A 14685-nucleotide genomic window follows, 5' to 3' on the forward strand; every position below is an offset into this window, starting at 1 on the left:
AGTTCATGACATGAACCTCCGCTCCGCCCCGCGCACCCTGGCCGTCGCCACCACCGCCCTGCTCGCCCTGGGTGGTGTCACGGCCTGTTCCGACGACGGCACGACCGGCGCCGACCCGCAGCGGGTCGACGTGGTGGCCGCCTTCTACCCGCTGCAGTTCCTCGCCGAGCGCATCGGCGGCGACGCGGTCAAGGTGAGCAACCTGGTCAAGCCCGGGGCGGAGCCGCACGACCTGGAGCTGAACCCGGGCCAGGTCGGCCAGGTTGCCGAGGCGGAGCTGGTCGTGCTCCTCAAGGGCTTCCAGCCGGCGCTGGACGAGGCCGTCGAGCAGAACGCCAAGGAGCGCGCGTTCGACGTGTCGACCGTGCAGCCGCTGCTGGACGCCGCCGCGGGCGGCCACGACCACGACCACGAGGGCGGCGAGCACGCCCACCCCGAGGAGTCGGGCAAGGCCGAGGAGCCCGGCCACGAGGAGGGCGGTGCCAAGGACCCGCACCTCTGGCTGGACCCGACCCGCCTCGCCACGGTCGGCGACAAGCTCGCCGAGCGGCTCGGCCGGGCCGACCCGGACCGCGCCGCCGACTACACGGCCCGCGCCAAGGCGCTGCGCGTCGAGCTGGAGAAGCTGGACGCCGAGTTCACGGCCGGGCTGAAGACCTGCCAGCGGCGGGAGATCGTGGTGAGCCACACCGCCTTCGGCTACCTGACCGGGCGCTACCAGCTGGAGCAGATCGGCATCACCGGGCTGAGCCCCGACAACGAGCCGTCCCCGCAGCGCCTGGCCCAGGTCGCCCAGGAGGCCCGGGAGCACAAGGCCACCACGATCTTCTTCGAGACGCTGGTCAGCCCGAAGGTGGCCGAGACCATCGCCGCCGAGGTCGGCGCGAAGACCGCGGTGCTGGACCCCCTGGAGGGGCTGTCGTCCGGCGGCGGCGACTACCTTTCGGTGATGCGTACCAACCTTGCGACCCTGAGGACGGCGTTGAGCTGCCAGTGACAACCCCAGTCATCACCGTCGCGCACGGGGTGGTCGGCTACGACGGCCGCCCCGTGCTACGCGACGTCTCGCTGACCGTGACCGCCGGCGAGGTGGTCGCGGTGCTCGGCGCCAACGGCTCCGGCAAGTCCACCCTGATCCGCGCCGCGCTCGGCCTGGTGCCGCTCAGCTCCGGGTCGGTCACCCTCTTCGACCGCCCGTTGCGCCGCTTCCGGCAGTGGCACCGCATCGGGTACGTCCCGCAGCGCCTCGGCGCCGGCAGCGGCGTACCGGCCACCGTCCGCGAGGTGGTGGCCTCCGGCCGGCTCGCCCGACGCGGGGTGCTGCGCCCGGCTGGCGCGGCGGACCGGGCGGCGGTGACCGCCGCGCTGGAGGCGGTCGGGCTGGCCGACCGGGCCCGCGATCCCGTGGCCACCCTCTCCGGCGGGCAGCAGCAGCGCACCCTGATCGCCCGGGCGCTGGCCGGCCAGCCGGAGCTGCTCGTCCTCGACGAGCCGACCGCCGGGGTCGACGCCGCCAGCCAGGAGGCGTTCGCCGGCGCGCTGCACGCCTTCGTCGCCGGTGGCGGCACGGTGCTGCTGGTGGCCCACGAGCTCGGGCCGCTGCGGCCGCTGATCAGCCGGGCGGTCGTCGTACACCAGGGTGGGATCTGCCACGACGGCGCGGTGCCCGAGCCCGCCGGCCACCACGCGGAGCCCGACCACGACCACGTGCACCCGCACGGTCCCGACGAGCCCGCCGGGCTGTGGAGCAGCTGAGATGGAACTCTTCCAGTACCCCTACATGCAGCGGGCCCTGATCGGCGCGCTGATCATCGGCCTGGCCGCCCCGGCGCTCGGCATCTACCTGGTGCAGCGGAAGCTCGCCCTGATCGGCGACGGGGTCGGGCACGTGGCGCTCACCGGCGTCGGCGCGGGCCTGCTGCTCAACCGCTCCCCCGTGCTGGTCGCGGTGGCCGTGGCGACCGCCGGCGCGATCACCATCGAGCTGGTCCGCGCCCGCGGGCGCACCTCCGGCGACCTGGCTCTGGCCCTGCTCTTCTACGGCGGCATCGCCGGCGGCGTGACGCTGGTCGGGCTCTCCGACAGCACCAGCGCCAACCTCAACGCCTACCTGTTCGGGTCGCTGACCACGATCTCCCCGCAGGACCTGACCACCATCGCGGTGCTCGGCGTCGCGATCGGAGTGACCATGCTGGCGCTGCGCCCGGCCCTCTTCGCGGTCTGCCACGACGAGGAGTACGCCCGCGTCTCAGGCCTGCCGGTGCGCACGCTCAACCTGCTGCTCGCCGTGGCCACCGCCGTCACGGTGACGATCGCCATGCGGGCCGTCGGGGTGCTGCTGATCAGCGCGCTGATGGTGGTGCCGGTGGCCACCGCGCAGCAGGTGACCAGGGGGTTCCGCAGCACGATGGCGGCGGCGATGGCGCTCGGGCTCTTCGCCGCCGGCTCCGGCGTCTGGGTGGCCGCAAACGCCGACACCGCCCCCGGCGCCTCGGTGGTGCTGATGGCGATCGCCTCGTTCGGGGTGGTCGCGGTCCTCGGCGCGGCGTGGCGGATGCTGCGCCGGCGGCGCACCCCCGCCGCCGCGCCCGCGCCGGAGCCGCACGAGGTCGTGCTCCACTGATCCTGGTCAGCGCCGTGTCGGTGGGATTGGTTACCGTTACAGGGTGACCGACGGATCAGGCTACGACGCCTTCGAGGGCGCGAGCGAGCTGTTGCGTGCCCTCTCGGCACCGATCCGGCTGGCCATCGTCAGCGAGCTCGCCGAGGGCGAGCGCTGCGTGCACGAGCTGGTCGACAAGCTCGGCGCCGCCCAGCCGCTGGTCTCCCAGCACCTGCGGGTGCTGCGGGGCGCCGGCGTGGTGCGCGGCTCCCGGCGGGGTCGCGAGATCGCGTACGCGCTGGTCGACGAGCACGTCGCACACATCGTGGCCGACGCGGTGAGCCACGCCGGGGAGGGATCATGATCATGGCGGGTTCCACTGTCCGCAACACCCGGCAGCGCTCGGCGGTGAGCGCGCTGCTCGGCGAGCTGGAGGGCTTCCACAGCGCGCAGGAGCTGCACGCGATGCTGCGCGAGCGCGGCGAGCGGGTCGGGCTGACCACCGTCTACCGCACGCTCCAGGGGCTCGCCGACACGGGCGAGATCGACGTGATGCGCCCGCCGGGCGGCGAGCACCTCTACCGCCGGTGCAGCGAGGGCCACCACCACCACCTGGTCTGCCGCACCTGCGGCCGCACCGTGGAGGTGGCGGGGCCGACGGTGGAGAGCTGGGCCGAGCGGGTGGCGGCGAAGCACGGCTACGCCGACGTCAGCCACACCCTGGAGATCTTCGGCACCTGCCCGGCCTGCGCGAGCTGACCCCGCCCGTAGCGCCGTGCGCCGGGTCCCGTTGCGTCGGCGCCCGCCGTTCGCCGGGCTGAGTGCCGTCGTTCGCGCCGTGCCAGGGGCCCGCGCACGTGGCACGCTGTCCGGCGTGAAGATCTACGCCGATCGTTTCCCGACCGCCGTCCGACAGTTGATCACCGACCTGCTCGTCGTCGCCTGGGTGTACGGCGCGATCCGTGGCGCGCTGTGGCTGCACGACCTGGTCCAGAAGCTCGCCGTACCCGGACAGAAGCTGGAGGGCGCCGGCGGCGGCCTGGCCGACAACCTGGCCGACGCCGGCGGCAAGGTCGGCCGGGTGCCGCTGGTCGGCGACGAGCTGACCGCGCCGTTCGAGCGGGCCGCCACCGCCGCCCGGGGGCTGGCCGAGGCGGGACGCGACCAGCAGGAACTGGTCGACCAGCTCGCCCTCGCGCTGGCCGTCGCCGTGCTGGTCTTCCCGCTCGGCCTGGTGCTCTTCGGCTGGCTGCCGCTGCGGGTGCGCTGGATGCGCCGCGCCGGCTCGGCCGCGAAGCTGGCCGCCGCGCCCGCCGGCCGGGACCTGCTCGCCCTGCGCGCGCTGGCCACCCAGCCCCTGGGGCGACTGACCCGGATCGCCCCCGACGTGGCCGAGTCGTGGCGGCGCGGCGACGACGCCACCGTCGACGCCCTCGCCGCCCTGGAACTACGCCACCTCGGCCTACGCCCAAGCCGCTGACCCCCTGCCCCACCCTGCCCCGGCTCGCCCCGGCCCGCCCCTGGCTCGCCCCAGCTCGGCCCGGCTCGCCCCGGCCCGCCCCGGCCCGGCTCGCCCCAGCTCGGCCCGCCCCGGCCCGGCTCGGCCCGGCTCGGCCCGGCTCGGCTCGGCCCGACTCGGCCCGACTCGGCCCGACTCGGCCGGGCGATCATGCAGTTGTGGTGCCTGGAACGGCCGCTTTCGCGCCTTTCGTGGGGCGCCACAACTGCATGATCGACGCCTGGGTACGGGGGCGGGGAGGGCTGGTCAGGAGGAGGGTGGGGGCGGGGGTGGGATGCGGCGGCGGGTGTCGTCGGCGGTGGACGGGCCCGGCGACCAGGGGGCCACCCAGGGCAGGTCGTCGGCGGGGGTGAGCACGCCGTCCTCCAGGGCGGCGTAGCGCCCCGCCAGGATCCGCTTCGCGGCGGCCGTGTCGACGGAGTCGGTGTTGTCCCACAGGGCGGCGAAGAGCGCGTCGACGCGCACCCGGGCCTGCCGGCAGAACAGGTCGGCCAGCTCGACGTTCTCGGGGCGGGTGTCCCGCTCGGCGTAGGCGCGCACGCAGACCGCGGACATCGCGAACAGCTCCGCGCCGATGTCCACCACCCGGCCGAGGAACGCCTGCTTGCGCTCCATCTTGCCCTGCCAGCGGGACATCGCGTAGAACGTCGAGCGGGCCAGCTTGCGCGAGGCGCGCTCCACCTGCCGCAGGTGGCCGGCGAGCGGGCCGAACTCGGCGTACGCCGACGGGCGCTGTCCCCTGCCGACGGCGAGGGTGGGCAGCCACTTCGCGTAGAAGGCGCCGGCCCGCGCCCCGGCCTTCGCCTTGCGGCCGAGCCCGGCGTCCGGGTCGATGATGTCGCCGGCGACCGACAGGTGCGCGTCGACCGCCTCCCGGGCGATGAGCAGGTGCATGATCTCGGTGGAGCCCTCGAAGATGCGGTTGATCCGCAGGTCGCGCAGCAGCTGCTCGACGGCGGCCGGCCGCTCGCCCCGCGCGGCGAGGGAGTCGGCCGTCTCGTAGCCGCGACCGCCCCGGATCTGCACCAGCTCGTCGGCGATCTTCCAGGCCATCTCGCTGGCGTAGAGCTTGACCAGCGCCGCCTCGATCCGGATGTCGTTACGGTCGTCGTCGGCGAGCAGGCAGCAGAGGTCCAGCATGGTCTCCATGCCGTACGTCGTCGCGGCGATGAAGGACAGCTTCTGGGCCACCGCCTCGTGCTCGCCCACGGGCCGGCCCCACTGCACCCGGTCGGCGGCCCACTCCCGGGCCACGTTCAGCGCCCACTTGCCGGCGCCGACACACATCGCCGGCAGCGACAGCCGCCCGGTGTTCAGGGTGGTCAGCGCGATCTTCAGGCCCTTGCCCTCGCCACCGATGACGTTCTCCTTCGGCACGAGGACGTCGTGGAAGCGGGTCAGGCTGTTCTCCAGGCCGCGCAGGCCGATGAAGGCGTTGCGCCGTTCGACCGTGATGCCCTCGCTGTCGCCCTCGACGACGAAGGCGGTGATCCCGCCGCGCCGCCCCTCGGCGGCGGGCACCCGGGCCATCACCACGAGCAGGGAGGCGACGGTGCCGTTGGTGGCCCACAGCTTCACGCCGTTGAGGCGGTAGCCGGTGCCGTCGGGCGTGGGCTCGGCGGTGGTGGCCAGCCGGGCCGGGTCGGAGCCGACGTCCGGTTCGGTGAGCAGGAACGCGGAGACCTCACCGGCGGCGAGCCGGGGCAGGAAGCGCTGCTTCTGCTCGGCGGTGCCGAACATCTTCAGCGGCTGCGGCACCCCGATCGACTGGTGCGCCGAGAGCAGCGCGCCGATCGCCGGGCTGACCGAGCCGGCCAGCATGAGCGCCCGGCAGTAGTGCAGGTTGCTGAGCCCGAGCCCGCCGTACGACCGGTCGATCTTCATGCCGAACGCGCCGAGCCGGGCCATTCCCTGGAACACCTCGTCCGGGATGGACGCGTCCCGTTCGATCGCGGCACCGTCCACGTCGGAGGCGAGGAACTCGCGGAACCGGCCGAGGAACTCGTCGGCGCGGGCGACGTCCGCCGGGTCGGAGCGCGGCCAGGGGTTGATCAGGTCGAGCCGGAACCGGCCGAGGAAGAGTTCCTTGCCGAAGCTGGGACGGTCCCAGGAGGACTCCCGGGCCGCCTCGGCGACCTGGCGGGCCTCCTTCTCGGAGACCTGGCCGGCCTCCGTCGGCAGCGGTCCGGCGGCACCGGCCGGCGGTCGGTCGTCGCCTGATCCGTCGGGTGCGGGTCGGCTGTTGTGTGTCGTGGTCACGGCGGCCCCCTCGAACCTCGGTCCGGATGCGTCAACGTGCGCGACAAGAAGCACGCTACCCCCGGGTGTTACCCAGGGGTAGCGTTCGGTAAATATCGAGTCGTGTCGACGTCAGTCAGTCGCTCAGGGACCGGGGATCATCGTCGTCGTCATCGTCGTCGTCCTCGCCCCAGTTGCGCCGGGAGAACGGCAGGAACACCCAGAAGGTGAGGAACCAGAGGCCGGTGAGGCCGCTGAGCACCAGGGCGATGCTCCGGTCCAGCACGAAGTCGGTGATCAGCAGCACCGCGCTGACCATCGAGATCAGCATGAAGGCGAGCCCGCCGCTGGCCATCCGGTGGGCGAAGCGGACCAGCTCCGGCTTGCGGCCCTGCCGGAACAGCGCACGGTGGAACGCCACCGGAGAGATGATCATCGCGGTGGCGGCGGCAGCAGCCAGCAACGCGACGATGTAGACGTCCTTCTGGAAGCCACTCGTACGGGTGAAGCCGTTGCTGAACGGCAGGGTGAGCAGGAACGCGAAGAGGATCTGCACGCCGGTCTGGGCGACCCGAAGCTCCTGGAGCAGGTCGGCGAAGTTGCGCTGCCAGCGCTGCTTCTCGGTTTCCTTGGACACGCGCTACCTCCGGTCAGACGGTACTGCCGGCGGGGGCGGCCGGCGGCAGCATCGCTGATGCCCCACCCGTCGACGCGCGAAACCGACTCACGTCACTGTCTGACGCGCCGGTTCCCTGTCGATCGTCAGGCGGCCGACCGTAGCCACGAGGCGTCAGGAGCCGCGGCGGATCCGGCCCGCGTACCGGGCCTCGAGGGCGTTGTTGTGCTCGTCGCCCCCGGCGATGTTGGCCGACAGGTAGACCGGGGGCCGCTCCCCCGCCGCCAGCAGCCGCGCCACCACCTCGACCGTGATCTGCTGCGCCAGCAGCGCCGCGGTGATCGACGAGACCGCGCCGACCGCGCCCCCGCCGGGCAGTGGCAGCGTCGCGTCGCCGTACGGGGCGCCGTTGTCGAGCACCACGTCGGCGAAGTCGGCGAGCTTGCGTCCCGACGGATGGCGCGAGGTCATCTGCCCGGAGTGCTGCGCCGAGGTGATCGCAACGAGCCCGTGGCCCTTCTCCCTGACCAGCGACGCGAACTCCACCATCGCGCCGTTCACGCCCGAGTTGGAGGCGAGCACGAAGACGTCCCGGGGGCCGACCGGGGCCAGCTCGTAGAGGCGGTGCGCCACCGCCGGGTCCCGCTCCAGCAGCGGCCCGAGCACGTCGACCGGGGCGCCGCCGAGCAGCACCAGGTCCCGCAGGGCGATGCGGTTCGTCGGGACCAGCCCGCCGGCCCGCCCGGCGATCTCCATGGCCAGCGCCTCGGAGTGACCGGTGCCGAACGCGTGGACCACGCCGTCGGCGCGTACCGCCTCGGCGATCAGGTCGGCGGCCCGCCCCACCGCCTCGCGCTGGCTCTCGGCGACCCGGTGCATCGTGTCGGTCACCACGGCCAGGAAGTCCTCGGCCTTCACCGTCGTGTCTGCTCGGTCCATGTCGTACCTCCGTGAGGGGTGGGCCCGGCGTCCGCCGGCCCGGTGTCGTCGCGGGGGAAGGTCAGACCGGGTCGTGCACCCGGGCCAGGATCGCCTCGGCCAGCGCGGCGGGCGCCTCGTCGGGGATCCAGTGGCTCACCCGGGGCAGCTCGACGAAGCGGTAGTCGGCGGTCACGTGCTCGGCGCACGCCTCGGCGGCGGTCCGGCCGATCGCGATGTCGCGACCGCTCCACACGTACGTGGTCGGCACCGCCACCGGCCCGATGGCGGCCAGGTCCCGGCGGGACATCGCGCGGTACCAGTTCAGGGCGGCGGTCAGCGCGCCCGGCTCGCGCATCGGGTCCGCGTACGCGGCCACCCGCGCGTCGTCGCCGACCCCGTGCAGCATCCGGCGCAGCCCGGTCGCGCCCAGCACCAGCAGCGCCTTCTCCGCCGTGCCCGGCTTGCGGAACACCGTCATGTACGCCGAGCGCGCCTTCTGCCCCGCGTCCTCGGTCAGCGCCCACGCCATGGCGGCGGGGTGCGGCACGGAGACCGCGGTCAGCGTGCGGACCCACTCGGGATGGTGGGCCGCGACGGCCCAGGCCACGACCGCGCCCCAGTCGTGCCCCACCAGGTGCGCCGCGTCGACGCCCAGCGCGTCGAGTAGGCCCACCGCGTCGGCGACCAGCTCCGGCAGCCGGTACGCCTCGACCGCCTCGGGCCGCGCGCCCGGCGAGTAGCCGCGCTGGTCCGGCGCGTACGTGCGCAGGCCCGCGGCGTGCAGCGCGGGCACCACGTCGTCGAACTCCCCGCCGTGCTGGGGGAAGCCGTGCAGCAGCAGGACGGGCGTGCCGCCCTCCGGTCCGCCGACGCGGACGTCGAACGTGAACCCCCGGGCCTCGATCCGCATGATCGTGAGCCTACCCAGCGCCGCACCTGGCCGCCCGGGACTGCCGGGCCCACCTGTCACTCGTACTGTTGCCGGGGGACGGGCACCTGCCGCCAGGACTCCACGTCCAGGTAGGGAATCTCGGCGTCGTTGACCGGGTCGCGGGCGATGCGGTCGCTGTAGCGGCCCGTCACCTCGATCCAGGTGTCGTCGGCGAGCCCGTCGGGGGCCGCGCCGGTCAGGCCCAGCTTGACCGGCCGCCCGTCGGCGGCACAGCAGGAGAGCACCATCCGGGCCAGCAGCGGCCGGCCGTCGGGGCCGGTGGTGACGAAGCCGGTCAGCTGGACCCGGCGCTCGCCGATCGAGGTGCCCCGGTCGAACAGGGCCCGGGAGGCGTAGTCGAGCACGGTCACCCGCACGGGGTCGCCGGCGGGCAGCGGCGGATAGTCGGACGGCTGCTGCCGGGTGGTGACGGCGGTGCCGGCCTGACCGGCCGCGTACGAGCCCAGGGCCGGCGGGGCGACCAGCAGCAGGCCCAGCACGGGCAGGATCAGCAGCCAGCCGACCCGCGGCTCGCGGTGCCCGTGCCCGTCATGCCCGTCGTCGTCGCCGTGCCCGCCGTCGCCCTCGTGCCCGTCGTCGCCATCGCCGGGAGCGTCGGGGCCGGGTGCGCGCCGGGGCCGCCATCCACCGGCCGGGCCGTCGTGGTCGCCGGCGGGCGTGCGTCGCAGGAGCGGGCGCAGCTCGTAGAAGAGGGTCATGACCGCGGCGGCCACCAGCAGCAGGCCGGCGGCGATCAGGAAGGGCCGCAGACCCTCCTTGACGTAGCGCAGGTGCAGGTCGGTGAGGCTGGCGCGGACCACCGCGCCGCCGAGCAGCAGCAGGACGACCGCCTGCGCCTGCCGGTTCACAGCAGCACCGCCCCGGTCGCGGCGGCCACGGTGACGGCCACCGCGAAGGTGGTCGGGGCGAACCGCAGCGCGAACCGCCGGCCGAAGACGCCGGCCTGCATCGAGATGAGCTTGAGGTCGACCATCGGCCCCACCACCAGGAAGACCAGTCGGGAGGTCAGCGAGAACTGCGACAGCGAGGCGGCGACGAAGGCGTCCGCCTCGGAGCAGAGGGAGAGCAGCACGGCGAGCACGGCCAGCGCGAGCACCGACAGCACCGGCTCGTCGGCGAGCGTCTGCAACCAGCGCTCCGGCACCACGACGTTGATCGTGGCGGCGGCCGCCGCGCCGATGACCAGGAAGCCGCCGGCGTGCGTGACGTCGTGCCGGACCGCCCCCCAGAACGCCCGCCCGCGCGGGCCGCCGTCCAGCTCCGGCCGGCGCGGCAGCCGGATCCAGTCGGCCCGGCCGAGGCGCAGCCACAGCCAGCCCATGACCATCGCCACGAGCAGGCTCGCGACGGCCCGCCCGAGGACCATCGCCGGGTCGTCGGGGAAGGCCACGGCGGTGGCGGTCAGCACGATCGGGTTGATCGCCGGGGCGGCGAGCAGGAACGCCAACGCGGCGGCCGGGGTGACCCCGCGCCGGATCAGCGACCCGGCGATCGGCACCGCCCCACACTCGCAGCCGGGCAGCACCACGCCGGCCGCGCTGGCCACCGGCACCGCGAGCGCGGGGTGCCGCGGCAGCGCCCGGGCCCAGAACGACCGGGGCACGAAGACGGCGATCACCGCGGAGAGCAGCACCCCGAAGACCAGGAACGGCACCGCCTGCACCATGACCGAGACGAAGACGGTGGTCCAGGTCTGCAACCGGGGCGCGGAGAGGGCCCGGGCGAGCGGCTCGCGGAAGACGACCAGCAGGATCAGCAGGCCGGCGAGGACCTCCACCGACCCGACCCGCCGGTCCGGGCCGCGGGGCGCCGCCGGCTTCTCCTCGCGTACGCCTGGAGCGGCCACGCCCACCGCGCCCGGGTGCGACCCGTCCGGCGCGCGGCGGTCAGCCTCGGATGTCACGTACGTGTCCCTCTGCCGGATTCCCAGTGGCCGCCCGAGAGTACCGGGCCGGAATCGACGCCGTCGATCGACTGCGCTGGTGAGCTGCGGAAAGATCACTTTGCCCGATGATCTTCAAAGGTGTTAGCGTCGGGCCACAACTTCACATCCGACAGGGGAGCGCACAGCGCTGAGAGTGCGGGCACCGCCCGCAGACCCTCGAACCTGATCTGGGTAATGCCAGCGCAGGGAGTTCGGTCGACCTCCAGCCGCGTCGACGTCCGGCACGTTCCGGGCGCGGCGTGCGTCTTCTCCTGGTTCTCGTTCGGGACTGGGAGCAATCATGCGAGACAACAACACCGCCACCCGCTGGCGTACCGTCGACGTCGTCGTCGCGGCCGTGATCGCGGTGGCCTTCGGCGTCATCTTCTGGGCCTGGGGCCTGCTGTGGCGGGCCGTCGACCCGGCGTTCGCGTTCTTCCCCGCCAGCCAGGCGATCATGTACGGCGTCTGGCTGGTCCCGGCCGTCCTCGGCGGTCTGGTGATCCGCAAGCCCGGCGCGGCGCTCTTCTGCGAGGCGGTGGCGGCGACGGTCTCCGCGCTGCTCGGCTCGGAGTGGGGCGGCGTCACCATCGTCCAGGGCCTGATCCAGGGGCTCGGCGCCGAGTTGGCCTTCGCCGCGTTCCGGTACCGCTCGTTCCGGCTGCCCACCGCGCTGATCGCGGGCGCGCTGACCGGCCTCGGCGCGGCCCTGTTCGACTTCTTCGTCTGGAACAGCGAGTACGCCCTGGGCAGCTACCGGATCCCCTACGCCCTGCTCACCATCGTCAGCGCCACGATCGTCGCGGGCGCCGGCGGCTGGGCCCTGACCCGCGCCCTGGCCACCACGGGCGCCCTGGACCGCTTCCCCGCCGCCCGAGACCGCACCCCAATCTGACCCCCACCCCCACGCACCCACCCCACCCACCCACGACCCGGCCGCGTTGATCATGAAGTTGTTGCCACGACACGCCGTGCCGAACGACAACAACCTCATGATCAACGCCCGCGGGCAGGCAGGAAGGAAGGGGGCGGCGTGGGGGCGGTGACGTTGCGGGGGTTCGGGTGGCGGCACGCCGGGCGGCGGGCCTGGGCCGTGCGCGGGGTGGACCTGCGCGTGGAAGCCGGGGAGCGGGTGCTGCTGCTGGGGCCCTCCGGGGCCGGCAAGAGCACGCTGCTCGCCGCGCTGGCCGGGCTGCTGCCCGAGGACTCGGGCGAGCAGGAGGGCACCGTCGAGATCGACGGGCTCGACCCCCGCAAGGGCCGGGAGCGGGTGGGCATCGTCTTCCAGGACCCGGAAACCCAGCTCGTGATGGCCCGCAGCGGCGACGACGTGGCGTTCGGGCTGGAGAACCGCGGCACACCCGCCGGGGAGATCTGGCCCCGCGTCGACGAGGCGCTGACCCGGGTCGGCTTCCCGTACCCCCGGGACCGCCCCACCGCCGCGCTCTCCGGCGGCGAGCAGCAGCGGCTCGCCCTGGCCGGGGTGCTGGCCCTGCGCCCCGGCCTGCTGCTGCTCGACGAGCCGACCGCCAACCTCGACCCGACCGGCGCGGCGCTGATCCGGGCGGCGGTGGCCGGCGCGCTCGACGCCGACACCACGCTGATCCTGGTCGAACACCGCGTCGCCGAGGCGTTGCCCCTGGTCGACCGCGTGGTCGTGCTCGAACCCGGCGGCGGCGTCCGCGCCGACGGCACGCCCGAGTCCGTTTTCGGTATGCACGGCGACGCGCTCGCCGACGAGGGCGTCTGGGTGCCCGGCCGCCCGGTACCGCCCCGCCACGCGACTGCGCCGCCCGGCGACGTGTTGCTCACCGCCGACCGACTCGGCCTGCCGCCCCGGCTGGCCCCCGTCGACCTGGCGGTACGCGCCGGCGAGGCGCTCGCCGTCGTCGGGCCCAACGGGGCCGGCAAGTCGACCCTCGCCCTGCTGCTGGGCGGGCTGCTCAAGCCCGGGGCCGGCCGGATCGCGGCGACGACGGCACTGGCCGGTGACGACGCCCGCACGCCCCCACACCGCTGGCGCGCCCCGGCGCTGGCCCGCCGGATCGGCTCGGTCTTCCAGGACCCGGAGCACCAGTTCGTCACCAACACCGTCTTCGACGAGCTGGCGCTCGGCCCGCGCCGCACCGGCCAGCCCGAGGCGGCGGTCCACGCCACCGTCGACACCCTGCTGTCCCGGCTGCGGTTGACGAAACTCGCCGCCGCCAACCCGTACACCCTCTCCGGCGGGGAGGCGCGGCGGCTGAGCGTGGCGACCGCCCTGGCCACCGCGCCCCGCCTGCTCATCTGCGACGAACCGACCTTCGGTCAGGACCGGCGGACCTGGCTGGAGCTGGTGGACCTCTTCGCCGAGCTGCGCGACGCCGGGCACGGCCTGGTCGCCGTCACCCACGACCCGGAGTTCGTCGCCGCCCTGGCAGATCGCCGCCTCACCCTGGAGCGCCCGTGACCGGCCCGAACGCCGCACCGGTCACCCACCCGGATCGCCGCCTCACCCTGGAGCGACCGTGACCAGCCCGAACGCCGCACCGGTCACCCACCCGGACCGCCGCCCCACCCTGGAGCGGGCGTGATCAGTTTCGAGCCGGTCGCCGCGCCGGAGGCGTTGCTGGCCCGGCGCAACCCGGTGGCCAAGCTCGCTGCGGCGCTGGTGTTCTCGTTCATCCTGATCGCCACCCTGGACCCGGTGGCCCCGGCCATCGCGATCGCCGTCGAGTTGGCCCTGCTGCCGCTGTTCGGGGTCCGTTTCCGGGTGTTGGCGCGGCGGGCCTGGCCACTGCTCGTCGGCGCGGTCGGCGTGGTGGTGACGCTGGTGCTCTTCGCCGCCGAGCGCTCCGGCCGGGTGCTGGTCGAGGCCGGCCCGGTGGTGGTCACCTCCGGGGTGCTGCTCACCGCGCTCGGCCTGGTGCTGCGCATGTTCGCGGTGGCGCTGCCCGGCGTGATCGTCTTCGCCACCACCGACCCGACCGACCTGGCGGACGCGCTGATCCAGAACGCGAAGGCGCCGGCCCGGTTCGCCATCGGGGCGCTGGCCGCGTTCCGGCTCGTGCCGCTGCTCGGGCAGGAGTGGCAGATGATCTCCATGGCGCGTCGCGCCCGGGGGGTCGAGGCCGGCCGTAATCCCCTGGCGAAGCTGCGGCTGTTCGTGTCGACGGCCTTCGCGCTGCTCGTCGGGGCGATCCGCCGGGGCACCCGGCTGGCCGTGGCGATGGACGCCCGGGGCTTCGACGCCGGGGTCCCGCGCACCGTCGCCCGGCGACAGCGCTTCGTCGCCGCCGACGGCCTGCTGATCGCCGGCGCGGCGGTGCTCGCCGGGGCCGCGCTGACCGTCAGCGTGCTGCTCGGCACCTTCCGCCCGCTGATCGGCTGACGCCGCCCGCTGGTCGGCGGGCGGGCCGGGTGGAGTCGCCGTGACGACGACTCCACCCGACCGGCACCGTCAGCTGCGCCGGAAGGCGTACCGGCGGGCCTGCCCGGCCTTCTGGCCGCGCAGCGCGCCGGAGCGGCCGGCGCCGGAGACCGGCGGACCGGCCTTCGGCGCCGCTGGCCGGTCGACCGGCAGCGCCGGCACGACCGGCGCGACCGCCACCTCGTCGAGGTTGACGGGCGTCAGGTCCGCGACGGACGGCGTGGGGACGGTGGTACGGGACTTCTTCGGGTTGCGCCTGGCGGGCATCCGGTGCCTCCTCGGTCTGCGGGCCCTGCCGCACCGGAGCGACGTCCGGTGACCGGGGCCCGTCTCGTTCGGCGACCGTCACGCGACGGTCGGGCGGGATCGGGACAGCTGCCCGGGATCGACCACGAGGAACACCGCCGTTCGACGGCAGGTGCGGAATGCGGACGCCCGGGAGCACGCGGACCCGCGGCGATGCGGCGGGTCGGCTCGGAAGTGGGGCGTCAGTTGCGCATGCCC

At 74.4% G+C, this 14685-nt stretch carries 16 protein-coding genes and 1 riboswitch; of the genes, 9 read left to right on the plus strand and 7 right to left on the minus strand.

The genetic code is table 11. The annotated features are described in order from the left end of the window. The first annotated feature begins 10 nt into the window (after window positions 1–10). From ACGFNF_RS02485 to ACGFNF_RS02510, 6 genes are all read left to right on the plus strand, one after another. On the plus strand, window positions 11–997 hold the full coding sequence (locus tag ACGFNF_RS02485) for a metal ABC transporter substrate-binding protein (RefSeq protein WP_393165239.1): 987 nt from the start codon (window positions 11–13) through the stop codon (window positions 995–997). After that, window positions 994–1755, plus strand: a complete 762-nt coding sequence (locus tag ACGFNF_RS02490) for a metal ABC transporter ATP-binding protein (protein ID WP_357577586.1) — start codon at window positions 994–996, stop codon at window positions 1753–1755. Before ACGFNF_RS02485 ends, ACGFNF_RS02490 begins: the two co-directional genes overlap by 4 nt. A 1-nt stretch (window position 1756) precedes the next feature. After that, window positions 1757–2623, plus strand: coding sequence for a metal ABC transporter permease (locus ACGFNF_RS02495; protein ID WP_357577587.1), 867 nt, complete (start codon window positions 1757–1759; stop codon window positions 2621–2623). 43 nt (window positions 2624–2666) lie between these two features. Then, on the plus strand, window positions 2667–2966 hold the full coding sequence (locus ACGFNF_RS02500; RefSeq protein WP_088998913.1) for a metalloregulator ArsR/SmtB family transcription factor: 300 nt from the start codon (window positions 2667–2669) through the stop codon (window positions 2964–2966). A 2-nt stretch (window positions 2967–2968) separates the two neighbouring features. Beyond that, window positions 2969–3361 carry a transcriptional repressor gene (locus ACGFNF_RS02505; RefSeq protein WP_192581556.1) on the plus strand — a complete coding sequence of 131 codons (393 nt, stop codon included), beginning with the start codon at window positions 2969–2971 and terminating at the stop codon, window positions 3359–3361. Between the two features lie 115 nt (window positions 3362–3476). Then, window positions 3477–4082 (plus strand): hypothetical protein, encoded by a 606-nt coding sequence (locus tag ACGFNF_RS02510; RefSeq protein WP_357577589.1) that lies wholly within the window; start codon window positions 3477–3479, stop codon window positions 4080–4082. A 285-nt stretch (window positions 4083–4367) separates the two neighbouring features. Here the strand turns inward: ACGFNF_RS02510 and ACGFNF_RS02515 are convergent, their stop codons facing one another. The 6 genes from ACGFNF_RS02515 to ACGFNF_RS02540 all read right to left on the minus strand — a co-directional run bounded on the left by ACGFNF_RS02515 (window position 4368) and on the right by ACGFNF_RS02540 (window position 10694). After that, the gene (locus ACGFNF_RS02515; protein ID WP_357577590.1) at window positions 4368–6380 is read right to left on the minus strand and encodes an acyl-CoA dehydrogenase family protein; all 2013 of its coding nucleotides are present in this window, start codon (window positions 6378–6380) and stop codon (window positions 4368–4370) included. Window positions 6381–6495: 115 nt separating this feature from the next. After that, entirely contained in the window at window positions 6496–6996 is a 501-nt protein-coding gene (locus ACGFNF_RS02520; protein WP_357577591.1) for a DUF6328 family protein, read from the minus strand. A gap of 153 nt (window positions 6997–7149) precedes the next feature. Then, the gene (locus ACGFNF_RS02525) at window positions 7150–7914 is read right to left on the minus strand and encodes an SIS domain-containing protein (protein WP_132240392.1); all 765 of its coding nucleotides are present in this window, start codon (window positions 7912–7914) and stop codon (window positions 7150–7152) included. A 61-nt stretch (window positions 7915–7975) separates the two neighbouring features. Then, window positions 7976–8806 (minus strand): alpha/beta fold hydrolase, encoded by an 831-nt coding sequence (locus ACGFNF_RS02530; RefSeq protein WP_393165243.1) that lies wholly within the window; start codon window positions 8804–8806, stop codon window positions 7976–7978. Between the two features lie 56 nt (window positions 8807–8862). Then, window positions 8863–9696 carry a TIGR03943 family putative permease subunit gene (locus tag ACGFNF_RS02535; RefSeq protein ID WP_357577593.1) on the minus strand — a complete coding sequence of 278 codons (834 nt, stop codon included), beginning with the start codon at window positions 9694–9696 and terminating at the stop codon, window positions 8863–8865. Continuing rightward, complete coding sequence (locus ACGFNF_RS02540) at window positions 9693–10694, minus strand: permease (protein ID WP_393165341.1); 1002 nt, start codon at window positions 10692–10694, stop codon at window positions 9693–9695. Before ACGFNF_RS02540 ends, ACGFNF_RS02535 begins: the two co-directional genes overlap by 4 nt. A gap of 200 nt (window positions 10695–10894) precedes the next feature. Beyond that, window positions 10895–11000, plus strand: a riboswitch (TPP riboswitch). A gap of 73 nt (window positions 11001–11073) precedes the next feature. Between ACGFNF_RS02540 and ACGFNF_RS02545 the strand changes: the two genes are divergently transcribed. The 3 genes from ACGFNF_RS02545 to ACGFNF_RS02555 all read left to right on the plus strand — a co-directional run bounded on the left by ACGFNF_RS02545 (window position 11074) and on the right by ACGFNF_RS02555 (window position 14142). Beyond that, on the plus strand, window positions 11074–11667 hold the full coding sequence (locus tag ACGFNF_RS02545) for an ECF transporter S component (protein WP_132240395.1): 594 nt from the start codon (window positions 11074–11076) through the stop codon (window positions 11665–11667). 138 nt (window positions 11668–11805) lie between these two features. Continuing rightward, a complete protein-coding gene (locus ACGFNF_RS02550; protein ID WP_357577594.1) occupies window positions 11806–13221 on the plus strand; it encodes an ABC transporter ATP-binding protein in 1416 nt (471 codons plus the stop codon). Between the two features lie 120 nt (window positions 13222–13341). Next, window positions 13342–14142, plus strand: a complete 801-nt coding sequence (locus ACGFNF_RS02555) for an energy-coupling factor transporter transmembrane protein EcfT (RefSeq protein WP_151452832.1) — start codon at window positions 13342–13344, stop codon at window positions 14140–14142. Between the two features lie 69 nt (window positions 14143–14211). On the opposite strand, the gene ACGFNF_RS02560 is transcribed toward ACGFNF_RS02555, so the two are convergent. Beyond that, entirely contained in the window at window positions 14212–14448 is a 237-nt protein-coding gene (locus tag ACGFNF_RS02560) for a hypothetical protein (protein WP_357577595.1), read from the minus strand. Between the last annotated feature and the right edge of the window lie 237 nt (window positions 14449–14685).

The sequence above is a fragment of the Micromonospora sp. NPDC048868 genome (assembly GCF_043198195.1).
Lineage (GTDB): Bacteria > Actinomycetota > Actinomycetes > Mycobacteriales > Micromonosporaceae > Micromonospora > Micromonospora reichwaldensis.